Origin of the sequence: Photobacterium satsumensis (assembly GCF_050336935.1) — a bacterium.
Taxonomy (GTDB): Bacteria; Pseudomonadota; Gammaproteobacteria; order Enterobacterales; family Vibrionaceae; genus Photobacterium; species Photobacterium satsumensis.
Map to the genome: position 1 here is coordinate 799,028 of NZ_JAKJSK010000006.1, position 20,568 is coordinate 819,595.

A 20,568-nucleotide genomic window follows, 5' to 3' on the forward strand; every position below is an offset into this window, starting at 1 on the left:
TAACTGATATCCAAGATATGTTCATCTCATGAATTCCTTATACCCTATTAAAATTAAGTATCAGAAAAACTTATCAATTAAGTATACACAGGCTATAAATGATTTTTAGCGCTAACACACAGTGGGGCAGAAATGTTTTAGCTCGTTTGTACTGGAGGCTCTTGCATATATTCCTATGGATAACTCGAATTAGGCGATTTCTTCCTCAGCCTAATTTTATGGCGGCGCGAAATGATAAGAGCCGCACTCTCATACTTTTTATAGTGCACCTATCAACTACAAATCATTCGTTTCTAACAACACCATAGCCACTGAACGGCAAATGGTGTCATTTATAACGCAGAGGAAGTAACCATGAAAACGCTATCGATCACTCAACAAAATGGCATTGCAAAAGTGGAAATCAGCAATCCGCCGGTAAACGTACTCACTATCGATTTGATCAATGAAATCAATGAATTTGTGCTTTCACTGAAAAATGACGGTGAGACAAAAATCGTCGTATTCGAATCACTGCACAAAACATTTTTCCTGGCGCATCTAGATTTGAACATTATAAACGGCACACAAGGTGGCCAGGCTGCTTCGATTGAGTTCAACCATATGATCGCCAATATCAAAGCGATGAAACAACTATCTGTTGCAGTCGTTGATGGCGTGGCTCGTGGCGGCGGCAATGAATTTGTGATGGCGTGTGATTTGGCTTACGGCACCGAAAACGCCGCCTTTGCTCAGCCTGAAATCCACGTCAACATTCCTACTGGTGGCCAGGGAGCGGTGCAATTTGCTCGGCGTATGGGTAAAAACAAAGCGCTTCAAGCATTACTGCTGGGCAATGACTTTACAGCACAACAAGCAGAGCAGTTGAACATCATCACGCAATTTGTACCCAAAGCTGAGATGGACACTTTCTTGGCTACAACGCTCGGGGTAATGATCCGACTAGAATTGCGTGATATCGAGATGTACAAAGCGATTATTACCTCCTCTATCAAAGATGAAGAGGCAGGAGCAGAGTTAGAGTTGCGCTACTTCCTTGAGCGCGCCAAAGAACACAAAACCGCAGCTATTATCGATGCGTTCCTCACGCACGGTGGCCAAACTGAGCGTGAAGCAAAAGACATCCAAGGGATCTTTGTCGATACTGCGGCACAGCTGAGTCAATAAGACAGAGGCCAAGTCAGATCACTTATCTGGCTTGGCCCCTAACGCCATAGAGACACAAGAATTAATTAACCACATTCTCAAAGAAGTATTTCTCCAATTCCTCGATTTTCCCACTGCATAGCAGGCTCATCGCATTCTTGATATGTTCCAACGGCCAATCCCACCATTTTATAACCAATAACGACTGGATAGACGCTTCAGAAAAACGCTTTTTAATAACATGGTTATTACCAACCACTACAGAATAAGGCTCAACGTTTTTAGTAATGACAGCCCTCGCACCTATCACTGCACCGTCACCTATTTGAACGCCAGGCATGATCATCGCCTCACTACCAATCCAAACGTCATTCCCGACTAAAGTATCCCCTGCTCTCTGAAATCCACTTATAACCCCATCGCCAAACATTTCTGCTGAAAATGGAAACGTTGATACCCAGTCAAGTCGGTGCCCTTGGTTTCCTGCCATCATAAATGTTGCTCCTGATGCAATAGAGCAAAACTTACCTATACGCAGCCTATCAACATCGCCAAACTGACCACTTTGCCATGCCTCTTTCGTGACTTCATCACCAAGCAAATAGCGTACAGCCTGATCTTCAAACAACTTTGAATGATAATATCCGGAATAGTAACTGTACTCCCCGACCTCAATATTCGGGTTTTTAACGTGATCTTTTAAGTTTTGGCCCTCAAGCCAGCTGTTGAACAGTGCCATGTGTTAACCCTCTTTATATTCATGTTGCCGGCAGTCTAAGTTATCCCTATTATTTCCTGTAGTTCTCATTTAGACATTCAGAATTACCATATGGAAATAAAATGGCTTCACTATATCCCCACCTACATCGCCATATGCGAAGAAAAAAGCATTGCGGGGGCTGCAAGCAGGCTGAATTGTTCAAATGCTCATGTGAGTAGGCAACTGAGGCAGCTTGAGGATATTTTGTCCGTACAACTCATTCAAAGGACAACAAGACAATTCAACCTGACTTACGATGGTATTGAGTTTTATAAGCAGGTTAAGCACCTACTGGAAAATGCAGAGGTTATTAATGAGAAACTCTGTTCAACAGAAAACTTAGCAGGCAAATTACGAGTGGCTGCTTCAGCATCGTTCGGAGGAATATTGCTGACTGAACCCTTGGCAGATTTTAGCCGGGCATACCCAGAGATCAACATAGAAGTTATCTTCACTGAAACCCCGCTAGACCTTATCGAGTCAGGCTTTGATGTAGCATTTTACCTCACGAATTCGCCACCAGAAGGTTATGTCGGGCGTTACCTTCGCTCATTGCACTGCAAGCCCTACGCCCATGAAAGTTATATCAGAGAATACGGTGAGATTACGCATCCCTCGGAACTGGCTAAGCTCAGCCATATTCTTTATAAAAATACAGAGTTCACATTAGAGAACTGGACGTTTTTGAATAAAGCGTCCAAAGAAGAACTGCTCATAAAGCTAAATGGGGCATTCAGCGTCAATTTGGTCACATCAATGGTCGATGCCATGCTGAGTGGGTGTGGTGTCGCGATGTTAGATGAACTTGCCCTATCCAAACTACCGCAAGCCAAGCGAAAAGAAGTGCTTCAACTTGTTCCCGATTGGGAAACTAGCCCGATATTGCCCTTGTATATCCTCTACCCTAAAAGACAACATTTGCCCAGACGCACCAAGCTGTTCGTTGAGTTCTTTCGAAACCAACTCAAAGGAGTTCAATCCGATGAGTGTGGCTAAACAAAGTGGGCTAATAACAATAAACGATTAAACATAGAAAGAGTCTTTCTGGAGCAAGGCTCTTTTCGTTTGAATTAGTGGAATTGAATTGGCGGAATAAGTAACTTTGAACTGGATAAAACCGAAATCGCTTTGTTGAAGTTGGTCGATTTCACTCCAGGCGGTGTTACGGGTGTTTTTGCCGCTTTTATAACTCACACCGTTAGAGTCAACATAGCATACCACTTTGCTGCCAGAGCTCATGCTGAGTGTTTGTCGCCATAACCACCCCAAAAAGAAGAAAAGTATTCCTTTTAAATAGGCTTTTGGAAATTCAGCAGGGCGGCTAGTTTGATCATAACGCTCTGCAAAAAAAAGGGCTTTTCGAGGGTGTATTCTGTGGTGAAATCAAAATCTTTAGACATATGTGGCTACTTTGAGGTTTTCTGTGAATGAGTATCCCATCCTGCGACCTCGCAACTCGAGTATTGTATAGCTTCTCGGTACTTTTCTTTAGCTGTTTGAGGGTAGCTGGACAAAATAATTTGAAGCATTTGCTAGATCAGAAAATCTAGATAAAGTATGAAATAGTATTTATATCAAAATTTAGTCACGCACCGATAACACATTTATTCCCCTTTCCTTTTTAGTGAATAATTATCTTCGGCTTCCTTAGCTGTCAGTTTGTATTAGTTTTACTAATTACTTTAGCAAGTCTATTGGTTGTGGCTGCCTTAATCAATTGACAGCTGTTGTGTTCACTGCTTGTTATTAGCATGATGAAAAGTAACCCTGATGTCTGTTTTTGGAATTAGGTTCACAAATAGAATATTGCTTGCAAGTCTATCCTTAGGTTTAGGCGAGAGTCGTTGTGTTGCTTCGATTTCATTATTCTCGTTCGTGGGCCTGTAGATCGGCAAATTTGACATAATGGATAGAGGTGGACTTATGAAAAGGGTGCTCTACATTCCAGGTCTCGGACAAGACCACGCTAATATTTCCGTCAAATCCTATGCGCTGAGAATGATGAAGGCGCTTGATGAACATCATCCTGAGCCAGCAAAGACTTACCGAATTGAGTCTGGTGAAAAAGAGTATGATAGCGATGGAAGTCTCACAAACATCGTGAGTATTTTCGAGCATAGCGACAATAAGGAAACGGAAACATATCGATTTTATGAGTTTAGATACGCTGAATTTCTTACAGGAAAGTACCGAGAATCCAATGTTTTTGCCCGCTTTTTATCTCTCTTCCTTGCACTATTAACGCGTTCAGTTTTTGTCCTTAAGTCTATTGTTTCGCCGAAAGATGAAATAAGCTCCAAATCGAAGGCTCAGGCGCTCTATTTTTCAGCTTTATATATGCTTCTAGCCTTGTATTTGATCTTTTTGATTCCGTCTTTACTGTCGGTACTTATTACGCTCTTTGAAGGACAGGATGGCACAAATAACTGGAGCGGGGTGTTGGCAATGTTGGTCAGGTTTGAAGGAAAAGCTACATACTTCTTGGCGACTTTTTCGGCATTTATGTTATTCGCCCCTAACTCGAAGAGTATTTTTACTGATATGGCAATAGAATACTTATCAGCGAATCAATATCTTAGTGTTGGTGACAGAAGGCTCTTAATTACCGGAAAGATAAATCGATTGATAGAGGTAATCGCGGAAGAGGACCAGAACGTTGAAATTGAAGTCCATGCCTACAGTTTTGGCTCTGTACTCGCGATCGACACCATTTTTCCTTGTGAAGCTGAACCAAATGTAAGAATCCAGTCTACGGTAACTAGGTTAGTGACGATCGGATGCCCTTTTGATTTTATTGAGATATATTGGCCAAGGTACTTTTCAGAGAGAAACTACTCATCACTTCAACTTAAAGGGTGGGTTAATATCTATTCTGATTTGGATGTTCTTTCATCTAGATTCGATGGATTCGTTGCTAAGAAGGAAACTTTTATTTGTAATGATGAGCTTTGGCAAGAGTTAGGTAAAATTGACGTTGTATATAACATGGTCAACCCTAGCCAAGTATCCATTACAAAAATGATGATGTTCTATGGTTTTAAAGCTCATCAAAACTATTGGGATTCACACTCAAGTGCAAGAAGTTGCTTGACACATATAGTCTAGATACAACTTTGTTACCCAAATTCACCAGCGCTTTCTATATAAACTAAGTAAAAAACTTAAGGGTATATGCTGTTCTTCCAAGAAAAATACTGAGCTTATAGCATTAATTTTTATGGAAATATTAAGAATTAGCATAAGGAAAACATACGGTCGTCGCTAATGCTCTATGCCGTATGTTCTAAGAATACTAATTTGTTTTTATAAAGTGTGGAGGAATACTTTGCAGCTCGTCCACTATACGATTTACATGCTTTTTCATTCTATTTTTTGCAATGTTGCTCTTTCTTTCCTCTATGGCATCGATAATTGCTAAGTGATCCTTCACTGCAACTTGCTTAGCCCTCTTATTTAGTGGCGAACAGTTAATTGCTCTGATTAAGTGTTGCTTGTATTTATCAAGAGTATCCCAAAGTGAACTAAAACCTGTTAAATCACAAAGCAGCCGATGAAACTGAAAGTCTAAATCGTAACTATCTTGAATATCTCCCGATTGCACTAATTCAAGTTGTCTATCAGAGAGATCACGCAACTTGCTTAAACTTTCGCCACTCAGCCCAATTAGACTTAAGTGTTCAACAACCCCGCATTCAAGGCATGAACGCATGAATGAAACTTCTTTTAGATAATCAATGTCTATGTAACTGACTCGCGTGCCCTTATTCGGCATGATATCGATAAAACCTTCATGAGCAAGCAATATAAGCGCTTCTCTAATAGGGGTTATTGACAGCCCAAGATCATCAGCAATGACCGAGCGATCCAGCACGTAACCAGGAGGTAATTCAGTCTTTACAATTCTCTTTTTAATATAATTGTATGCTTTATCTTTATCGTTATTGTTTTCCACTAAAACTCCCGAAAAATCCCGAAAGGTAAACTCAAGCTAACTTCTTGAGTTTACCTTAATTTTTGATTTAGTTAAGCATCAATATCCAAAAGTCAATGCCCCCCCATCAACAGCAAAGTCTTGCCCCGTAATATAATTTGCCGCGGGGCTTACGAGGAACCACACCATTGGAGCTAGTTCGGTGTATGCATCTCCATAGCGTCCCAAGGGCATTCTATTGAGAATTTTCTCCAATCTAACGGGATCACTCACCGTCGCAGTCATGTTTGTTTTAACCCAACCTGGAGCGACAGAATTCACTAAGATATTGTCTTTTGCCCACTCGACCGCTAAGCCGCGAGTGATACCTGTAACTGCAGATTTCGTTGAGCAATAAGGCGTAACCTCTCCAAAGCCAAGATGCGCAGCCATTGAGCTTATTGAGATAACTCTTCCAACATTCGGGGAATCTTTCAAGAATGGATAGCACAACTTTGATAGGAAAAAGAGCGCATTCACATTCACGTCATGGATTTTGTCCCACCAGTCCCTATCGACGTCATGTGCAAATTGCTTTTTAGTAATTCCAGCATTGTTAATCAGAAAGTCGATCCCATCTGCTTTACCGATATCATCAACAATCATCGAAAGCGAATCTATATCTGTTATATCAACTTGAATATCGATGATTTTCTCGTTTGGCTGGTACTCTTCATCATTCAACATCGGCTCAAGGCTGAGGTTATAGACCTTGGCGCCAGCCGCAGCCAGCAAGTAGGCAATACCACGTCCAATACCTGATGAAGCCCCAGTAACAATACCTACCCGTCCAGCGAGGGAAAAAAAGTCTGCCAATACTGTTTCTTGAATGTCGGCCCGCATTATTTAACCTCCGTCAAGAACTGATCAAGGAAGTTAAACCCCCAGCCATCACCCTCTCGTGGGTAGGCAAATCCATCTTTCACTTCCATCTTGTTATCAATAATATTATCTATCCAATCGAACGATTCACTGCCGTACCCGTTAGAAATAGTGCAAAGAAGCGGAACATCATAATCTTTATAGTAATGAGGCAAAACGGGGATATTATGAGCTTTCGCGAGTGCGGCAGATTCCAACCAAGCATCCACGCCACCTATCCGGACAATATCTGGCTGCCACAAATCTAGGGCATTGCGCGATATTAATGACTTGAGCGCTTCGAAATTATATTCACGCTCACCCATTGCCAAAGCAATACCTGTTTTTTGGCGAATGATTTCAAATCCTGAAAAATCCATATGGTTAACAGGTTCTTCAAACCAGTGAATGTTAAGATCTCTGGCTAAAGTTGAAAGCTTGATAGCATCAGGAACATTCATTCCCTGATTTGCATCCATCATGATATTTAACTTTGTACCCACAGCATCTCGGACTTTTTGCAATCTTTCTAAATCTCGTTCTACACCACCGTCCTGTGCACTGGTGCCAACTTTGATCTTAACTGCTCCGAAGCCACGGTTCTTATAGTCAGTAACCTCTTCTATCAACTCTTGATCCGTATACGACAACCAACCTCCGGACCCATACACTGGAACCTTATTAGCGGTATTTCCCAAAAGTTTCCAAATTGGCTGCTTTAACGTTTTACAGTATGCATCCCACATAGCAATGTTGATGGTTGCTAATGCCCACTTTTGAATACCGTCGTGACCAAAATACTCATGCTCCTTTGAGATGTCATCGATGAACTTTCCCGTTTCAAAACAATGATAATTCGTCACTGCTTCCCGTAAATCTTTAAGAGCACCTTCAATTGCATTTGGTGAATAGTGAAATGACAGTAAATACCCTTCACCAACTACACCATTCGTCAGTTGCAGGCGTACCACATAGAATCCGATTTCATCAATACTATGCGTTGAATCAGCAATCGGTTGGGACAACGGTGATACCGCTTTAAAAATACTCATGTTTTCAATCTTTGACATCACATACCTCCTTAAAGTCGACACAACCAATATATCGGTAAAAATATCGGATTCAAGATCAATATTTAACAAGTAAATTCAAACCACACCATAAAATCCAGACCATACACAGTAAAATCAACATGTTAACTAATGACACAAAAGTTACCCCTTGTTAAAAAACATGTGTGAACTTTGATCTAACCAGCACTTTTCTTATTTTTATGCTGATAAATACAACAAAATACACCAGTATATAAATCAACCTATATATCGGGAGGTAACAATGAACGCTTTAGTGTGCAAGGATGTAAATCAGCTTGAGTATGAACAAACCACACTTGCTGAGTGTAAACCTCATGAAGTCCAGCTCACTGTTGAGCAAGTTGGCATATGTGGATCTGACTTACATGCATTCAAAGGTAAACAACCCATGTTTGATTACCCCAAGATCATGGGTCATGAAGTCTGCGCAACCATTAGCGATGTTGGTGCCGAAATATCATCATTCGCGAAAGGACAAAGAGTCACTGTCATTCCATACAAGCACTGTGGTAAATGTCAGGCTTGTACTCAACTAAAAACAAATTGCTGTGAGTCTCTTTCTGTACTCGGAGTTCATGAAAATGGTGCTATGGCGAAGAGTTTTAACCTCGATCATACCTATGTCATTCCTGTTCCAGACTCACTAAGCAAACAACAAATTGTGACTATCGAGCCCTATGCTATTTCTGCTCACGCTGTCAGAAGAGCTCAATTAGCTGATAATGAAACAGTTCTTGTTATTGGTGCAGGCACCATTGGTATTGCAGCAGCTGACATATGCCTGGCTTATGGACACAACGTCGTCATTGCAGATATCGACAGCGATCGGTTACAGCTCGCCGGAAGCAGATTCTCATTACCCACAATTCAAATAGGAGAACCTAGTTCTGATCAAGAAATCCGTAGGCTGCTTAACGGCTCTCCTAACGTAATAATTGATGCAACAGGACATGAGAAATCGATGAATGACCAAATCGAAAACGTATCTGTAGGTGGAAAAGTCATTTTCGTTGGTCTTCACAAGGGAGACGTGTCGTTCAAAGACATCAGTTTTCATAAAAAAGAAGTCACACTTTTTGCTAGCCGAGCAGCAACCAAAGATGATTTCAATGAAGTTATTCGTCTACTTGTAGAGCAAAAAATTGATACGGCAAAAATAATTAGCAAAACGATACCTTTTACAAATGTCAGCAGTGAATTTAATTCGCTATATGACAAACATATTTTAAAAACAGTGATTGAAATGTAGCACGCCATTTTTTAGTGTTTTGATAGTTTGAGGGTAAAGATCAAAACAATTCAAAAATATGCTTCATAGACCGAAGTAAATAAATACAAGCAAGAACGACAATCCAACAAGGTGAATACGATGAAAAAAATGCTCCCCCTTGCTGCTGCACTATTCTCCAGTTTAGCCTTCAGTGCTGAAATCAACTTGAAGTTTGCTCATATATATCCACCAGAGCATGCTTACCATAAAGGGGCTGAATACCTATCGTCAGAAGTAGAAAAACGAACAGAAGGCGCCATCAGTATCAGCATTTTCCCTGCTGGCCAACTTGGTGATGAAAAGGCAATGGCTGACGGAATTCGACGCGGCGGCGTTGATATTTCATTTGTTGGCCCAGGGGAAATCAGTAAGCGCTACCCTGCAATGTCAGTAATAGAAGCACCATTCATCTTCCAAAACTACGAGCATGGCCGGAGGGTGTTAGATAGCGATCAACTTCAATCGATGTATGACGAAATGGAGAAAGTCACTCGCTCAAAGCTCCTTAGTGTTAATTACTACGGCGCAAGGCAAATTACATCGAATAAACCTATTGAAAGTGCAGATGACTTGCTAGATATGAAACTGCGTACTCCTGACATGCCAATTTATTTTGACACGCTTCGTGCTCTTGGTGCACGACCAACACCTATGTCGCTCTCAGAGGTGTACCTCGCTCTCAGCCAAGGGGTTGTCGACGGCCAAGAGAACCCAGTACCTACCATCTATGAGCAAAGGTTCTATGAGGTACAAAAGTATGTTGCATTGACCAACCATATCATGGCTTTCACACCATTACTCATGTCTGAGCGCTCCTTCAATAAGCTGCCTGAGGAATACCAACAGACAATCAAAGAAGTGGCGGTAGAAACCCAAGAGCTCATTGACGGTCTCAACCTGGCTGTAGAACAAGATAAGATCGAAGAAATGAAAGAGAGAGGTGTCGTATTTACTCAACCGAACCAAGCTTCATTTGTTGAAAAGATACAACCTGTCATAGAAAAATACTCCAGTGCTTGGGGTGAAGATAAATATAAAACCCTATCACAACTATAACGATCATGGTGGCCAACTTACTGTTGGCCACCGCGCTGGAGATACCCTATGAAATACCTCATTTTCTTCAATAGAGTTGTCGTTGATTCCCTACTAGTTGTGATTACCCTAATTTTATTGGTTCAAGTTTTAAGCAGGTATTTGTTTGGTATACCTCTAGTTTGGACTGAAGAGCTAGCAAGATACCTATTTGTATGGGTGGCATTTCTTGGTATTGGCTATGGTGTTTCTGAACGTAGCCATATCCAAATAAACTTTTTCACCAAGAACCTTAGCCCGAAGAAGTTACTAGGAATACGTTTATTTATTGAGTTTCTAACCTTAGGGGCAGTCATTTATCTTGCTCCATATTGTTGGGAATTATTTGATGACCAACGGTATGTAATGTCGTCTGTACTACAGATACCTATGAGCTGGATCGTATTAGCATTACCTGTAGGTTTGATTAGCTACATCATTTTTTCTTCTCACCAATCAATCCTAGATATAAAAAGAATAAGAGGTTAACAATGTCAGTCTTTATCCTACTCTGTGCATTTTTCATTTTATTAATTCTAGGTGCACCTGTTGCAATTGCTCTTTTTTTAAGTTCTATTGCTTACTTTATTTACAGTGGTCAAGACCCATTTATGGCATCGCAAGCGATGGTGATGAGTATTGGCAATTCTTTTACTTTACTTGCCATACCACTTTTCACACTTGCTGGGATAATCATGAATACTGGAGGTATCACAGAGAAAATCTTTCACTTTGCCAATTGCATGGTAAAGCATATAACCGGCGGTATGGGACATACAAATGTCGCAGCTAGCGTTATCTTCTCTGGTATGTCTGGTACTGCCGTTGCTGATACCAGTGGCCTTGGTGCAATCGAGCTAAAAGCGATGCGTGACGCCGGATACAAAGAAAATTTCAGTTTAGCGGTCACCGGTGCCTCCTCCATTATCGGCCCCATCATTCCACCCAGCGTACCAGCCGTATTATACGCTGTTATTGCAGGTGTTTCTGTCGGGCAGATTTTTGTCGCGGGGATAGTTCCAGGAATACTGTTATCAGTATCACTGTCACTGTTCATTTGGTACCGATGCAAGAAAGAAGGCCTTGTCCCTGACCCAAAGGCATCTAGGAAACAACGCTGGGAAGCATTTAAAGGGGCATTCTGGGCACTTTTGACTCCAGTCATCATCATTGGAGGCATCATTTCAGGTGTATTTACACCAACGGAATCTGCCGTTATTGCTGTATTCTATGCACTTGGCCTGTCATTGTTCAGTGGGGAAATCACACTAAGAAAATTGCCGAGCCTAGTTACGGAAGCATCAAAGATTGTTGTTGGCGTATTATTTATTGTGGCCTCATCAGCAATGTTTGCGTGGATACTTACGATTGAGCAAGTCCCCACAATGATAGCTGATGCATTCTCGAGTAATATCCCTAATGTTTTTGTAGCGTTGATTGCTATCAATATCATTCTTCTTATATGCGGATCATTTCTAGAAACGATTGCGGCACTGACAATACTGACACCTATCCTACTCCCTCTGGCCTCTAGCTACGGTATCGACCCTGTTCATTTTGGGATAATAATGATCCTTAATCTAATGATAGGTTTGCTAACGCCACCAATGGGAATGGTTCTCTATGTGTTATCCTCTGTAGGCAAAGTTGAAGTTGATCAGATCGTCAAGGCTATCTTACCTTACATCATTCTTTTCATTTTCATCGTACTCTTTTTAAGTTTCTTCCCTGCAGTTGTAATGACCCTACCTGGATTAGTTTTTAACTAAAAGATAGTGCTCATAGTAGTGACCAACTTACTGATTCTTTTCCCATATAATATTCACGTTATATGTGGGAAGAATCAGTTTAGTCTTGATTACAAATACTATTCTCTCGTACATATACTCTAATTTGTCTTGGCTAACATTTTAAAGCGCCTAATTTATTAGGCGCTTTTCTACTCTTGACTACATCGGCAGTGTAAAGCCTAACTGCCAGCGTATATCATCTTTGTATGATTGCGGCGTATAAAGTCCGTTCTCCATATAGACCCACTGAAAGTATGGTCGCCACTTATTCTTGGTGTAAGTAATTCTGAACTCGTGATCCGTAGTGGTATGCTGTTTACCATGCTTAAAGGCATCAGCGATCTCTTCGTCAGTTTCAAAGTGATCAACTCGGTTATAGAAGAATTCGTAATCGTTGCTATTGTATCCTACAAATAAATCAGTGCGAACACTTAAGTTTGTACCATAGTTAATTGTATTGCCTTCACTATCCTCTCCAATCCAGTCATCATAGCCAAACTCAGGACGGACACGGGCACTTAACATCAGACCATTGTCAAAGTTATAGCCTGTACGCAAAGACAGGCGGTAATTCCATTTTGTATAACCAAGGTAGGCATCGATATACCCGTTATCTCCAATGCCAAAACCTTTACCCATCGCCCACTCGTAATAACCATCAGTGTTTAATTCGGCTGCGAAGTAAGTTCCCCAAAACTCTGGAAAATCGATACGTCCAATAATACCTTGAAGGCCAAGATCTTTATCCTCTTCGTATCGTGTATATACTTCAATCCATAACGGATTTGATTCACTATATTCTGGCTCGCTTTCACTCGCATTAATAGATAAAGACGAGCAGGCAAGAAGCAAGAATGGTACTGCTTTATAATTCATTTTATTCACTTTTGTTTAGATTATTGCTTTGGCTTATTTACATTAAGCCTGTGACTTCATGGTGGTATTACTAACTGTCTTTGATGGGTCTATTTCGCCATTCATCATCTTGTTATAGTACTCCGTTGTGATGAAATACTTTTTGATTATTAGCCCTGTCAGCAAGAAGAAAAATGCAGGGGCGATAGAAAGTGATAAAGACAGGCCATTTAAGACATCTGCCGTTTTTTCTGCCTCTGCGGAATAGCCGAAATACTGCAAGGTGTAACCCGTAACAATGCCGGATAATCCCATTCCCAGCTTTTGGCAGAATGAGATCGCGCCCATCGAGATACCCGAAGCATCAATACCGGTTTTCTTTTTGCCGTAATCACTCACCTCTGAAATTAATGCCCAAAAAATAGGTGTATTCAGATCGGTCAAGAAGCAATAGAGAAAGTAGCAAAGCACAGCCGGTATGTATTGCCCTTCACTCACTAGGAAGTAGATCGATACCCCCATCAATGCCGATGCGTACATCGAAAATCTAAATACTTTGATTTTGCAGTAACGCTTGGTCAGCTGCTTCGATACCATCGCAGCCAGGATCCCACCGACCGACCACATACCGAGGAAGATTGAAACCTGAAGGCCAAAGCTGGCACCGGCAAACTCCGTCGCATAGATAAAGGCAATATTGCCCCGTACTAAAAATGCCAGCATGAGAGTGATACAGGCCGTGCAAAGGACTATCCACTGGTCATTTCTGAGCAAGCTTTTCAGCTGCTCTTTAACGGGCTGTTTATTGGGCTCAATATCAACCACTTCTTTGGTATGGTAAGCACAGAACAGCAGACAGGCAGTACCGATCCCCCCAAGGATCATAAATGATGTGGCATAACCCTGGACTTGGTTTTCGTGTGATGTCACCCAGTACGGAACCAGTGAGGTACACAGTAATGTTGCAGCCTTGGCCATAGTAAATCGCCATGAGTTTGCCGTAATGCGCTCGTCTGGATCATTGGTGATCACACCGATCATCGAGATATATGGAATGGTGACCATCGTAAACATCAAGGTATTGAAGATGTAAGTCGCATATGCCCATGCCAGCTTGACGTTGTAGGTATCGCCGACAGTGGTAAACATCAGGTACATCGAGATCCCCATCGGGATAGCAGCGAAACAGATCCAATGACGATAATGGCCAAAGCGTGTCTTGTAGCGGTTGGTCATCCACCCCATTGCTGGGTCAGTAACGGCATCAATACACCTGACAAGTAAAAGCAGCCAACCGGCATCAACCGGAGTCAGACCGACAATCTGGACATGAAAGGCATAAATGAGCATGCCGGCTGAGATCATGGATAAGTTGATGGCGGAGTCACCAGCCCCGAACCCTATTTTTTGTAAGGTGGTCATTTTTATTTTTGACATAGAGAGACCTTAATTGAGAAATAAATTTGAATGGAATATTTGAATAAAGCGCTGATAATCCAATGTTGTTGCGACACTGGCTGTCGGAGACTCATGCTTTCGCCCCCAGATCCCATCTTCGGAGCACACGGTCATCCCCCGGGTTAACTCCCCCGTTAATTCAATTTGGATATTCTCGAATGAATACTGGATATCCGATTCGTTCATCAAAGCAAAAATGGTTAATGGATCGTGGAGTATGGGAGTAAAGCCTGTCTTCTTCAGCCAGGCGTCACAGCAATCAATCATCAATTGCTTCAGCGGGGTGTCAGCATTTTCATAAGCGGATCTCAATAAACCGTCGTTGAAGTGACACTTCGTTGTTACGTCCAACCCAACGGCTTTAATATTGACACCCGATTTGAATACAATATCGGCGGCTTCCGGATCACAGACAATATTCCACTCATTGACATGCCGGTAATAGCAGCCACCCATTATTACGAGCTCTTCGATACGCCCAATCAAATTAGGATAGGTTGTCATTAACGTAGCAATATTGGTAAGAGGCCCTATTGCGACGATTGTCAGCCTTTCATTGCGTAGTTTTTCAGCAATAAACTCAACAGCATCGTCACCGTCATAATGGACTTTTCCCATTTCCTTACGATATTGGCACGGAATTTCATCGACTGTATTTTCATTATTTAGTGAATGCCCTATCCCCGAGTGAACAGGAATATTGTCATGGCCAGCTAATGTAACAAGGTGCTTTGCCATCTTTGCCCGCATTTGGGTATTCTTAAATACCGTAGTGATACCCAGAATATTGAATTGATTAGCTGACAACGCGAGTCCAATTGCTAGCGCATCGTCGGCATCATCACCAATGTCGGTATCAATTATTATTTTTCTCACTTGATGTTCCTTGTCATGCTTGCCAACTTTGTATTCACTTCATCCAGCGTCGGCATATTCGAAGCCCCCAACTTTTCCGTTGCACACGCAGCAAATGCATTGGCAAAGTTAACGGCCTCCTCTATGGGTTGATTGGCCGCCAAAGATGCAGCCAACGCACCATTAAACGAATCGCCGGCTCCGCTGGTATCGGTGACATGACATGGATAAGCAGGGTAATGTGTCGTCCCTTCATGGGTATGCAGTAAGCAGCCGTTACTGCCCAGGGTGATGATCACAACTTTGGCCCCCATATCTCGAATGGCTTGTGCGGCAGAAGTTGCAGATTCGATATCGACGACTTCTATGCCACTCAAGCTGCTAGCTTCTGTTTCATTAGGGGTGACAATATTCGCCCAGCAAAGCAATTGCTTGGCTTTAGGATGGTAAGGGGCCGGATTGAGGATTGTCTTGCAGCCTGACTCTGAACCTAGTTGGATCACCTGACTGATGGCATCAAGGTTGTTTTCCAGCTGAGTCAATACAACCGCAGATTGTCTGATGACCCCCTCGACAGCATCAATCTCTTCTGGAGTGACCGTACAGTTGGCACCAAGATCAATGGCAATCATATTATCTCGATCTTTTAAGGATGAAATAATGCTGGCCGTGCCGGTTTTCCTACTGTGGCTTCTATTGAGGTACAGCCCTGCAAAATCGTTATTTTTAAGTATTTCCTCGGCTTTACTACCAAATTCGTCATTACCGACTTTCACAAAAAAATGCGTGTCAGAACAAAGGCGGCGGCAGGCGATAGCCTGGTTTGCGCCTTTCCCTCCTGAAAGTATTTTGGTGCTGTCTGCCGTCACAGTTTGTCCATGTTTAGGAAACATACGGACATAAGAGACAATGTCCGCATTATATGAACCAAAGACAAATACCGCGCCTGATGATTTACTCTTTTTCACTTACTGATAACCAACTCAAAGATTGCGAAATTTGCGTTGATTCTACGAAGAGCCACTCCTTTGTATATTTCAAAAAACAGAGTTATTATGCTGATTTTCAGCACAATAGAGAGATGAACATAACAAAACCACAGAAAACAAACGGAGTGTTTCTTGCCATTTCTGACTGTTTTATTTATTTTCAAGGCTTTAAGTCTACATATAGGCTGTGATATACATTTCTTAGTATCGGAACAGCCATGCCTCCGCTTCGTGAAAAAACGAGAGATAGATCAAACTACATTTCAGTCTGATAACAGGCACTTTTATAAATGAGAGAAGTATGAATCGATTCAACAATCCTTCGTCGAAAATCACCATGAAGATGTTGCGGTATTTTCATGAAGTTGCCTTGGAGAAGCATTTTGGGCGTGCAGCGAAGAAATTGAATATTTCACCTTCTCCATTGAGCAGCCAGATCAAAGAACTGGAAAACCTCATTGGATCTTCACTGTTTGTTAGAGATACCAGGACGGTTGAACTCACCACAATTGGCGAGCGTTTGTTTGATGAGTGTCAGACGATTTTTCGTGTGTTTGATAACTCAATAATGAAGGTATTGGAAGCAGGTCGTAACGAAGCTTCAACTATCAATGTCGGTCTCGTCAGTTCGTTCTTCTGGGCTGGTCTGGGGGAGGCATTGAGGAGCTTTAAAGACACCTATCCGGACTATACCTTTAATATCTTTGAAATGACCCCCGAAGAACAAAAGAATGCACTGTTGAATAAACAGATCGATGTCGGATTGCTAAGGTTTGCAGATACCATTAATACCTCCCCACTTGTCTCCGAAAGACTGTTAGAAGACCCCATGTGCCTGGTGGTTGCGAATAACCACACATTCAAAGACCGCAAAGTCATCTCAATCGACGAGATTAAGGATGAAGGTTTCGTATTCATGCAAAGGCAGGATTCGGCGTCTTCAAAGCTCATCATCGATACTTTCCTGGCCCACGGCCATCATATCAACGTCAACCAAGAGGTATACGAGCCAAACACACTTATGTCTATTGTCGGTACAAGTCATTTGGCTTCCATTGTCCCGACGACTTTCAGCTATCACCGCTGGAGTAATGTCCATTTTGTAAAGCTGAGAGAAACTATCCCCGGTGATCTATCTGCATTATTTGATTACAGGAGCAAGAACTCCGTACTCGACACTTTCTTGCTGCACATCAAGCAAGAGCTTATTGCGTTTAAGGCTAAAACTTAATCAACAGCAACAATCAGGCTCTTGTCAGGTCAAATACTTACCAGCATTGCGATTCAATGTATCCAGAGCGAGAGAGACTTCTTCTCTGGAGTTTTCGCTAAGTCCAAAGAACAAGCACACGCCTTTACGATAGTTTCGAGTTGTCGTTAGAAAAAGCTGAAATAGAGTTCAGCGTTGCTGCAGCGATAATACATAAACTAATAACTGATTTTTTCATTTCATCCCCTTTGATTTATGAATCGGCCAACTCTCAAGTTGGAGTCAGTTTAGAGGGGATGACGAATCAAGAAAAAACAGTTATGTATGGCCACCCCATACAAACTGGCTTTTTTGGTGCTCACTTTTACATAAATATTCAAACTCAAGCTGGATTGAAGAGTGAAATCGATACGATTTGTTTTCCAACATCGTTAAAACTTGGTTCAGGTGGAACTGTCCCCAGATTTTGTTGATAACAGCTAAGAACCCACGTGTTTCAGGTCGGTATAACTTTCCAACATTAGTCTGAATGTGGATAACAGTTATTGCTTTAATAAGCTATGTTTGACCTAGGGAAGGGATGATAGCTTATGATTTATCGAATACTGGCAGATCTTGTCGTAATACTTCACCTTTTATTTATCATCTTCGCGTTGCTTGGTGGCTCGCTGGTACTATGGCGTGGCTATATGCTGTTTATCCATATTCCTGCAGCACTATGGGTTGCGGTGATCAGTTTCAAAGGCTGGATCTGCCCTTTAACGCCATTGGAAAACCAATTGAGGCAAGCGGCAGGTGGCGAAGGTTACCCGGGAGGATTTGTCGAGCACTATATCATTCCTGTTATTTATCCTGTTGGATTACGCTTTGATGTCCAGGTTTTACTGGGTATTGCGGCTATGGGGATCAATTTAGTTATTTATGCGCTCGTCTATTATTGGAATAAGCTCAAACAAGACAGGTAACGAACATGAATAGTATATTGGTTACCTTCGTGGTGTTATACGCCCTTTTTGCTCTTACTTTTTGTTCGCTGCAACGCCAGTTTCTGTACTTTCCCCAGCCTGCCAGTGATGTTTACGGCGAGGTGAATACTAGCTTTGCTGTTGATGGAGCCCAGCTTTTTGGTTGGGCGCTCAATGAAGGACAACCTAAGGCGTTAATCTATTACGGCGGGAACGCAGAAAGTATCGAAGCCAATATTCCATTCTTCAAGGAGTTAATCCCGAATTATACCGTCTACCTGATCCCTTACCGAGGTTATGGTATTAATTTAGGTACACCTACCGAGAAGGTTCTATATAACGATGCCGTACAGATATTTCAGTCGGTTAAAAGTAAACATGATTCAATATCCTTGATGGGCCGCAGCCTTGGCTCAGGTATTGCCACATACGTAGCAGCTAATAGGAAAGTGGACAAGCTTATATTGGTGACGCCATTTGATAGCATTGAAAATGTCGCAAAAGATATTTATTGGATGCTCCCCGTTTCATGGATGATCAAAGACAGGTTCCGATCTTCGGATAGAGTAAAAGATATTTCGGCTCAAACCTATATCTTCATAGCAGAAATAGATCGGGTGATCCCGCGGGCAAGAGCCGACCAGCTAATCGCTGAATTTGGCGATCAGCTGGAAGAAGTGATCGTCATTACCGGTGCAGGCCACAATACTATTTCGCAATTTCCTTCCTATGTATCAGGGCTGAAACGTATATTGGATTAGCCCTTGATACAGGATTTATTGACTAAGTCATTTTTCCGTTTTTGTTTATAAAGCGATCCCTATACCAAGTTAATGCATTAGCCAAGAAAAGTAATTGACCCAAACATATTCACATGCAGAATATCGCTACCAATTATAGTTGGATAGTCCTCAATAATCATTCTATTAATCAAATGGTTAGTAGAATAGATTTCATTTACTAGAAGAAGAATATGATGAAGAAATTACTACTTACTCTGTTATTGCCTGTATCCGCATACGCTTCAGAACCTATTACACACGAAACCATTACAACCGAAAGAATTACACCCGAAGCCATTACTTCAGCCCAAGTCAGCAATATTCAGGCTGACCAGACTTATACTTACGTTCGCTGCTGGTACCGCCCTCATTTTAATCATGACGACCCTGCCACTACCTGGGAGTGGGCGCTAGATGAAAACGGTGACTACTTCACCCTTGACGGATACTGGTGGTCATCGGTTTCATTTAAAAACATGTTCTATACCGACACTAGCCAGGAGAAAATCACCGAGCGCTGTAAGGCGACTCTGGGCGTAGAGCATAAAACGGCCGATATGAGCTACTATGCGGCAGATAACCGAGCTTCCTATAACCATTCTATCTGGACCAACGATTCCGTTTTCCAGCCGGATACCATCAACAAGATGGTTGCTTTTGGTGATAGCCTTTCAGATACCGGCAACATGTTTAACGCTTCCCAGTGGCTGTTCCCTAACCGCAACTCCTGGTTTTTGGGCCGCTTCTCCAATGGACTGGTATGGACAGAATACTTGGCACGCGACAAAAATATCCCTCTTTATAACTGGGCTGTAGGTGGCGCTGCAGGTACCAATCAATACGTGGCACTGACTGGTGTGACTGAACAGGTTACCTCTTACCTGACCTATATGAAAATGGCTAAAAACTATCGGCCAGAGCGTACCCTATTTACTCTAGAGTTTGGTCTGAACGACTTTATGAACTACGACCGTGAAGTCTCAGAAGTGAAAGCAGATTTTAGCAGCGCACTTATTCGTCTTACGGATGCAGGCGCGCAGAATATCATGCTATTTACCCTGCCGGATGCAACTAAGGCACCACAATTTAAATACTCAACCCAAGATGAGATTGAGAAAGTCCGCGCAAAGATCGAACTATTTAATGTCTATATCCGCGAGCAAGCTCAGTACTACCAGGATACAGGGATCAATATCGCCCTTGTGGATGCCGCGCAGATGTTTAATGACCTGACCACAGAACCCAAAGCACATGGATTTGAAAACGCTAAAGACGCATGCCTGAACATCAATCGCAGTAACGCGATGGATTATCTTTACAGCCATAGCCTAACCAATGACTGTGCCTACCACAGTTCTGACAAGTATGTATTCTGGGGCGTCACCCATCCAACGACTGCGACGCATAAGTATATCGCTGACAAGATCTTGGCTGGAGTAATGAATCAGTACAATTTCTAACCTTACCAATGTCAATATACCCGGCTAAG

20 protein-coding genes and 1 pseudogene are annotated in these 20,568 nt (G+C 42.1%); 12 read left to right on the forward strand and 9 right to left on the reverse strand.

Annotated elements, in window-relative coordinates; genetic code table 11:
- Positions 1 to 354 precede the first annotated feature (354 nt).
- On the forward strand, positions 355 to 1,167 hold the full coding sequence (locus L4D79_RS03745) for an enoyl-CoA hydratase/isomerase family protein (RefSeq protein ID WP_428647558.1): 813 nt from the start codon (positions 355 to 357) through the stop codon (positions 1,165 to 1,167).
- Between the two features lie 61 nt (positions 1,168 to 1,228).
- Here L4D79_RS03745 and L4D79_RS03750 read toward each other — a convergent pair whose 3' ends face one another.
- The gene (locus tag L4D79_RS03750; RefSeq protein ID WP_428647561.1) at positions 1,229 to 1,885 is read right to left on the reverse strand and encodes a CatB-related O-acetyltransferase; all 657 of its coding nucleotides are present in this window, start codon (positions 1,883 to 1,885) and stop codon (positions 1,229 to 1,231) included.
- Positions 1,886 to 1,975: 90 nt separating this feature from the next.
- Between L4D79_RS03750 and L4D79_RS03755 the strand changes: the two genes are divergently transcribed.
- Entirely contained in the window at positions 1,976 to 2,902 is a 927-nt protein-coding gene (locus L4D79_RS03755; protein WP_428647564.1) for a LysR family transcriptional regulator, read from the forward strand.
- Between the two features lie 114 nt (positions 2,903 to 3,016).
- Here L4D79_RS03755 and L4D79_RS03760 read toward each other — a convergent pair.
- Positions 3,017 to 3,306: pseudogene (locus L4D79_RS03760) on the reverse strand (YcxB family protein); the annotation flags it as partial.
- Between the two features lie 523 nt (positions 3,307 to 3,829).
- Between L4D79_RS03760 and L4D79_RS03765 the strand changes: the two are divergent.
- Positions 3,830 to 5,011, forward strand: a complete 1,182-nt coding sequence (locus L4D79_RS03765) for a hypothetical protein (protein ID WP_428647567.1) — start codon at positions 3,830 to 3,832, stop codon at positions 5,009 to 5,011.
- Positions 5,012 to 5,198: 187 nt separating this feature from the next.
- Here the strand turns inward: L4D79_RS03765 and L4D79_RS03770 are convergent, their stop codons facing one another.
- The 3 genes from L4D79_RS03770 to L4D79_RS03780 form a co-directional block, all read right to left on the reverse strand.
- Positions 5,199 to 5,858 (reverse strand): GntR family transcriptional regulator, encoded by a 660-nt coding sequence (locus L4D79_RS03770; protein WP_428647570.1) that lies wholly within the window; start codon positions 5,856 to 5,858, stop codon positions 5,199 to 5,201.
- A gap of 78 nt (positions 5,859 to 5,936) precedes the next feature.
- Complete coding sequence (locus L4D79_RS03775; RefSeq protein ID WP_428647573.1) at positions 5,937 to 6,719, reverse strand: SDR family NAD(P)-dependent oxidoreductase; 783 nt, start codon at positions 6,717 to 6,719, stop codon at positions 5,937 to 5,939.
- Complete coding sequence (locus tag L4D79_RS03780) at positions 6,719 to 7,807, reverse strand: mandelate racemase/muconate lactonizing enzyme family protein (protein ID WP_428647576.1); 1,089 nt, start codon at positions 7,805 to 7,807, stop codon at positions 6,719 to 6,721. Before L4D79_RS03780 ends, L4D79_RS03775 begins: the two co-directional genes overlap by 1 nt.
- Before the next feature lie 265 nt (positions 7,808 to 8,072).
- On the opposite strand from L4D79_RS03780, the gene L4D79_RS03785 reads away from it, so the two are divergent.
- The 4 genes from L4D79_RS03785 (at position 8,073) to L4D79_RS03800 (ending at position 11,944) form a co-directional block, all read left to right on the forward strand.
- Complete coding sequence (locus L4D79_RS03785) at positions 8,073 to 9,080, forward strand: zinc-binding alcohol dehydrogenase family protein (RefSeq protein WP_428647579.1); 1,008 nt, start codon at positions 8,073 to 8,075, stop codon at positions 9,078 to 9,080.
- Positions 9,081 to 9,200: 120 nt separating this feature from the next.
- Entirely contained in the window at positions 9,201 to 10,157 is a 957-nt protein-coding gene (locus tag L4D79_RS03790; RefSeq protein ID WP_428647582.1) for a sialic acid TRAP transporter substrate-binding protein SiaP, read from the forward strand.
- Between the two features lie 48 nt (positions 10,158 to 10,205).
- Positions 10,206 to 10,664, forward strand: coding sequence for a TRAP transporter small permease (locus L4D79_RS03795; protein WP_428647584.1), 459 nt, complete (start codon positions 10,206 to 10,208; stop codon positions 10,662 to 10,664).
- A gap of 2 nt (positions 10,665 to 10,666) precedes the next feature.
- Positions 10,667 to 11,944, forward strand: a complete 1,278-nt coding sequence (locus L4D79_RS03800) for a TRAP transporter large permease (RefSeq protein WP_428647587.1) — start codon at positions 10,667 to 10,669, stop codon at positions 11,942 to 11,944.
- 180 nt (positions 11,945 to 12,124) lie between these two features.
- Here the strand turns inward: L4D79_RS03800 and L4D79_RS03805 are convergent, their stop codons facing one another.
- The 4 genes from L4D79_RS03805 to L4D79_RS03820 are packed head-to-tail and all read right to left on the reverse strand — an operon-like array spanning position 12,125 to position 16,101.
- Positions 12,125 to 12,841 carry an oligogalacturonate-specific porin KdgM family protein gene (locus L4D79_RS03805; RefSeq protein WP_428647590.1) on the reverse strand — a complete coding sequence of 239 codons (717 nt, stop codon included), beginning with the start codon at positions 12,839 to 12,841 and terminating at the stop codon, positions 12,125 to 12,127.
- A gap of 42 nt (positions 12,842 to 12,883) precedes the next feature.
- Positions 12,884 to 14,257: an MFS transporter gene (locus tag L4D79_RS03810; protein ID WP_428647593.1), complete on the reverse strand. Its 1,374-nt coding sequence runs from the start codon at positions 14,255 to 14,257 to the stop codon at positions 12,884 to 12,886.
- A gap of 9 nt (positions 14,258 to 14,266) precedes the next feature.
- Positions 14,267 to 15,154, reverse strand: a complete 888-nt coding sequence (locus L4D79_RS03815; RefSeq protein WP_428647595.1) for a nucleoside hydrolase — start codon at positions 15,152 to 15,154, stop codon at positions 14,267 to 14,269.
- Positions 15,151 to 16,101: a ribokinase gene (locus L4D79_RS03820; RefSeq protein WP_428647598.1), complete on the reverse strand. Its 951-nt coding sequence runs from the start codon at positions 16,099 to 16,101 to the stop codon at positions 15,151 to 15,153. The genes L4D79_RS03815 and L4D79_RS03820 overlap by 4 nt, the downstream gene beginning before the upstream one ends.
- A 322-nt stretch (positions 16,102 to 16,423) precedes the next feature.
- On the opposite strand from L4D79_RS03820, the gene L4D79_RS03825 reads away from it, so the two are divergent.
- From L4D79_RS03825 to L4D79_RS03845, 5 genes are all read left to right on the forward strand, one after another.
- Entirely contained in the window at positions 16,424 to 17,353 is a 930-nt protein-coding gene (locus L4D79_RS03825; RefSeq protein ID WP_428647600.1) for a LysR family transcriptional regulator, read from the forward strand.
- A 140-nt stretch (positions 17,354 to 17,493) separates the two neighbouring features.
- The gene (locus L4D79_RS03830) at positions 17,494 to 17,805 is read left to right on the forward strand and encodes a hypothetical protein (RefSeq protein ID WP_428647603.1); all 312 of its coding nucleotides are present in this window, start codon (positions 17,494 to 17,496) and stop codon (positions 17,803 to 17,805) included.
- 117 nt (positions 17,806 to 17,922) lie between these two features.
- Positions 17,923 to 18,297 (forward strand): DUF2784 domain-containing protein, encoded by a 375-nt coding sequence (locus L4D79_RS03835; protein ID WP_428647606.1) that lies wholly within the window; start codon positions 17,923 to 17,925, stop codon positions 18,295 to 18,297.
- A 5-nt stretch (positions 18,298 to 18,302) separates the two neighbouring features.
- Entirely contained in the window at positions 18,303 to 19,058 is a 756-nt protein-coding gene (locus L4D79_RS03840; RefSeq protein WP_428647609.1) for an alpha/beta hydrolase, read from the forward strand.
- Positions 19,059 to 19,273: 215 nt separating this feature from the next.
- Complete coding sequence (locus L4D79_RS03845; RefSeq protein WP_428651695.1) at positions 19,274 to 20,539, forward strand: SGNH/GDSL hydrolase family protein; 1,266 nt, start codon at positions 19,274 to 19,276, stop codon at positions 20,537 to 20,539.
- The last annotated feature ends 29 nt before the right edge of the window (positions 20,540 to 20,568 follow it).